The organism is Lutibacter sp. (genome assembly GCF_021647475.1).
Lineage (GTDB): Bacteria > Bacteroidota > Bacteroidia > Flavobacteriales > Flavobacteriaceae > Lutibacter.
This window is the reverse complement of the sequence record NZ_JAKIUR010000097.1, coordinates 1-4,042: the sequence shown is the minus strand read 5'-3', so window position 1 is coordinate 4,042 and position 4,042 is coordinate 1. Positions and strand designations below refer to the sequence as shown.

Genomic DNA, 4,042 nt, shown 5'->3' with positions numbered 1-4,042 from the left:
TAAAAGGAGGTTTAGAAGCAGGTAAAAAGTTTTTAAATACCATAAAAATGTGCTCCTTATCAGCCAATTTAGGTGATACACGTACTATTGTTACACATCCCGCATCTACAACACATAGTAAACTTTCTGAGGAAGAACAATTGGCTGCAGGAATTACATCAGGATTGGTTAGAATTTCAGTTGGTTTAGAACATTTTTCTGACATCATTGAAGATGTAAATCAAGCATTAAATAAATAATTTTTAAAATAAACTTTAATATTTAATTTTTAAATCAAAAATTCTTTAAAATATAAAGCCTACTAAATTGGTGGAGTATTAAAAATGATGTAAGTTTGCAATTATAAATTCTATAAAATAATTAGTTGAACATGATAATTGATCGTCTTTTTATTAAAAAAACAGCCGACCTAAAAGAGGAAGAGATACTATCAAATTCTGAAACGCCAATTAGAAGTATTTTAAAATCAATTAGCTGGCGAGTAGTTGGCACTATTGATACCGTGCTTATTTCTTGGCTAGTAATTGGTGATATTTCTTTAGCATTTGCAATTGGCTCCGTTGAGTTAATTACTAAAATGATCTTATACTTTTTTCATGAACGAATGTGGAATAAAATTAAATGGGGAAAACAATGATGGATGTAAATATTGAAGGAATAAACAAGGAATTAAAAAATAAATCGCCTAAACAAATTATTGAATGGGCTTTGAGTATTGCTAAAAATCCAGTAATAACCACAAATTTCAGACCTTATGAAGTGGCTATTTTACACGCTTGTACAAATGTAGATGAAAATTTAAAAGTTATTTGGTGCGATACAGGTTATAATACGCCAAATACCTACAAACATGCATTTGAACTTATAAAAAAATTGAATTTAAATATCCAATTGTATGTACCAAAACAAACCGTTGGATATCGCGATGTAAAAATGGGAATTCCTCAAGTAAATACAGAAGATCACAAACTATTTACCGAGCAAGTTAAATTAGAGCCATTTAAACGAGCGATGAAAGAACATCAGCCAGATGTTTGGTTTACTAATTTACGACATGGGCAAACTGCTTTTAGAGATAGCATTGATATTGTGTCTAAAAGTAAAGATGGAATTTTAAAAGTAAGTCCGTTTTATTATTGGACAGATACCGAACTAGATGCGTATTTAAAAGCTCAGAATTTACCAAATGAGTTTAAATATTTTGATCCAACTAAAGTTTTAGAAAATCGCGAATGCGGTTTACATTCTTAAAAAAATAAATTATGACAAGTAATTTGCAAATTAATGCTTTAGAAAATGAAGCAATTTATATTATGCGAGAAGTAGCAGCACAATTTGAAAAACCTGTACTTTTATTTTCTGGAGGAAAAGATTCTATTACGTTAGTCCGATTGGCTCAAAAAGCCTTTTATCCGGCTAAAATTCCATTTCCTTTAATGCATATTGATACCGGTCATAATTTCCCTGAAACTATTGAATTTAGAGATAAATTGGTGAAAGAATTAGGATTAAATTTAATTATTCGTAAAGTTCAAGACACTATTGACCAAGGTAAAGTTCAAGAAGAAACAGGCCGATATTCAAGTAGAAATACACTACAAACAACTACGCTATTAGATGCCATTGAAGAATTTAAGTTTGATGCTTGTATTGGTGGAGCCCGTAGAGATGAAGAAAAAGCACGAGCTAAAGAACGAATTTTTTCTGTTCGTGACGATTTTGGGCAATGGGATGAAAAAAATCAGCGTCCAGAATTATTTGATATGCTAAACGGTCAAATTCATTTAGGGCAAAATGTACGAGTTTTTCCTATTTCAAATTGGACAGAATTAGACGTTTGGACTTATATTGAAAAAGAAAATTTAGAAATTCCATCTATTTATTTTGCTCATAAACGTGAAATATTTATGCGTGATGGACTTATTTGGTCACATTCTGATTATGTATTTCAAGATGAAGATGAAGAAGTGGAAGAACGCATGGTTCGTTTTAGAACTGTTGGAGATATGAGTTGTACTGCAGCGGTAGATTCTTACGCCACAACAATTAGTGAAGTAGTGGCTGAAATTAGAGATTCAAGTATTTCTGAACGAGGAGCTAGAATTGATGATAAACGTTCTGAAGCTGCCATGGAAAAGCGTAAACAACAAGGATATTTTTAATCAATTGAAAATTAATAATTTATAATTAAAAATGTCACTCTGAGCCTGCCTGAGGCATGCAGGCTTGTCGAAGTGTAGTTTAGAAGTAAAATATAATTAAAATAATAATAAATAAGCCCGTTGTGCATTATGATAAAATTTCGTCAATTCGAGTGAATTTTAGCCTTTTTAGGCTTAAAATTAGTATCGAGAATAGATTTTTTAGTTAAAAATAGATGTTCTCGATACAATTTTTTATCAAAAATTACCTGCCTTGCCGTCAGGCAGGCTCGAACTGACGTAACAATAAGTTTAAAGAGTCAAAATGCACAACGGGTTAAATAAAAATATCCCTCCCTTTTGGGGAGGTTTAGGAGAGGCTTATGGAAGTTTTAAAAATAGCAACAGCAGGAAGTGTAGATGATGGTAAAAGTACCTTAATTGGACGATTATTGTACGATACAAAATCATTAACAGTCGATAAATTAGAAGCCATTGAAAAAAGCAGCAAGCAAAAAGGATACGATTACCTAGATTTTTCATTGGCAACCGATGGTTTAGTGGCTGAGCGTGAACAAGGCATCACCATTGATGTGGCTCATATTTATTTTTCAACCAACACAAGAAGCTATATTATTGCCGATACACCAGGTCATGTGGAATATACTCGTAATATGGTTACCGGAGCTTCAACATCACAAGCAGCAATCATTTTAATTGATGCTAGACATGGCGTAATTGAGCAAACCTACCGTCATTTTTTTATCAATAACCTATTACGTGTTAAAGATGTAATTGTTGCCATTAATAAAATGGATTTAGTTGATTTTTCAGAAGATAGATACAACGAAATTAAAGCTGATTTTCAAAAATTGGTAGAAAAAAGTGATTATGAAGATCAGAATATAACATTTATTCCGGTAAGTGCTTTAAAAGGAGATAATGTAGTTAATCAATCTGAAATTATGAATTGGTACACGGGCAAAACACTAATAGAACACTTAGAAACATTAAATACGCAAGATATTTATAATAATGGAGTAATGCGTTTTCCTGTACAATTTGTAATTAGGCCAAAAACAGAAGAATTTCATGACTATAGAGGATATGCAGGTAAAGTTTATGGAGGAGATATAAAAGTTGGTGATGAAGTAGTAGTGTTGCCATCAAAAACTAAAACTAAAGTAAAAGAAATTTATTTCAACGATAAAAAGTATCAAAGTGCAGCAAGAAGATCTTCAATTTCTGTATTATTAGAAGATGATGTAAATGTAAGCAGAGGTGATATGATTGTTAAAGCTAATGAACTACCAAACATTGAAAAACAATTTTCAGCAACCATATCGTGGATGGATGCTAAACAATTAGAGGAAGGTTCTAAGTACATATTACAACACGGTGTACACAAAGTATTGGCAAAAGTATCAATAATACATCATAAAATTGAAACCGATTTTTCAGGTGTCGAAAATAATGTTGATTCGTTAACTATGAATGATATTGCTACAGTTTCTTTTCTATTAAACAAACCTATATTTTTCGATTCATTTAAGGTAAATAGAACAAATGGTTCTTTTATTTTAATTGATCCTCAAACCAATAATACAGCGGGAGTTGGCTTTATAAACTAACTCAAAATTCATAAAAACCTAAAAATACTTGTGAATAAATGGCATAATGCCTTTATTTGCAGTCAAGTTCATAAACAAATCGATAAAAGTTATTAAGAAAGGCAGAGGGAATAGACCTGTTGAAGCCTTAGCAACCCTTTATTTATAAAGAAGGTGCTACATTCTACCGCATATTTGTGGGAAGATAACACAAGAAACTTCACGTAGAAAACTTCTTCTTTTTTAATACTATTTATTTGGGCGTTACCGTAAACGGTCGGGCTTTCGGCT

General features: G+C 31.6%; 5 protein-coding genes and 1 riboswitch. All 5 genes read left to right on the top strand.

All coding sequences use genetic code 11. The annotated features are described in order from the left end of the window. A partial coding sequence (locus L3J60_RS13345; protein ID WP_291976063.1) for a PLP-dependent transferase occupies positions 1–239 on the top strand: 239 nt, incomplete at its 5' end. Positions 240–370: 131 nt separating this feature from the next. Then, positions 371–637, top strand: coding sequence for a DUF2061 domain-containing protein (locus tag L3J60_RS13340; RefSeq protein WP_291976062.1), 267 nt, complete (start codon positions 371–373; stop codon positions 635–637). Continuing rightward, positions 622–1,251, top strand: a complete 630-nt coding sequence (locus tag L3J60_RS13335; protein ID WP_291976061.1) for a phosphoadenosine phosphosulfate reductase family protein — start codon at positions 622–624, stop codon at positions 1,249–1,251. Before L3J60_RS13340 ends, L3J60_RS13335 begins: the two co-directional genes overlap by 16 nt. Before the next feature lie 11 nt (positions 1,252–1,262). Further along, positions 1,263–2,162 carry a sulfate adenylyltransferase subunit CysD gene (gene cysD / locus L3J60_RS13330; RefSeq protein WP_291976060.1) on the top strand — a complete coding sequence of 300 codons (900 nt, stop codon included), beginning with the start codon at positions 1,263–1,265 and terminating at the stop codon, positions 2,160–2,162. 362 nt (positions 2,163–2,524) lie between these two features. Then, positions 2,525–3,772 (top strand): GTP-binding protein, encoded by a 1,248-nt coding sequence (locus L3J60_RS13325; protein ID WP_291976059.1) that lies wholly within the window; start codon positions 2,525–2,527, stop codon positions 3,770–3,772. A gap of 86 nt (positions 3,773–3,858) precedes the next feature. Continuing rightward, positions 3,859–3,963: riboswitch (SAM riboswitch) on the top strand. Positions 3,964–4,042: the final 79 nt, after the last annotated feature.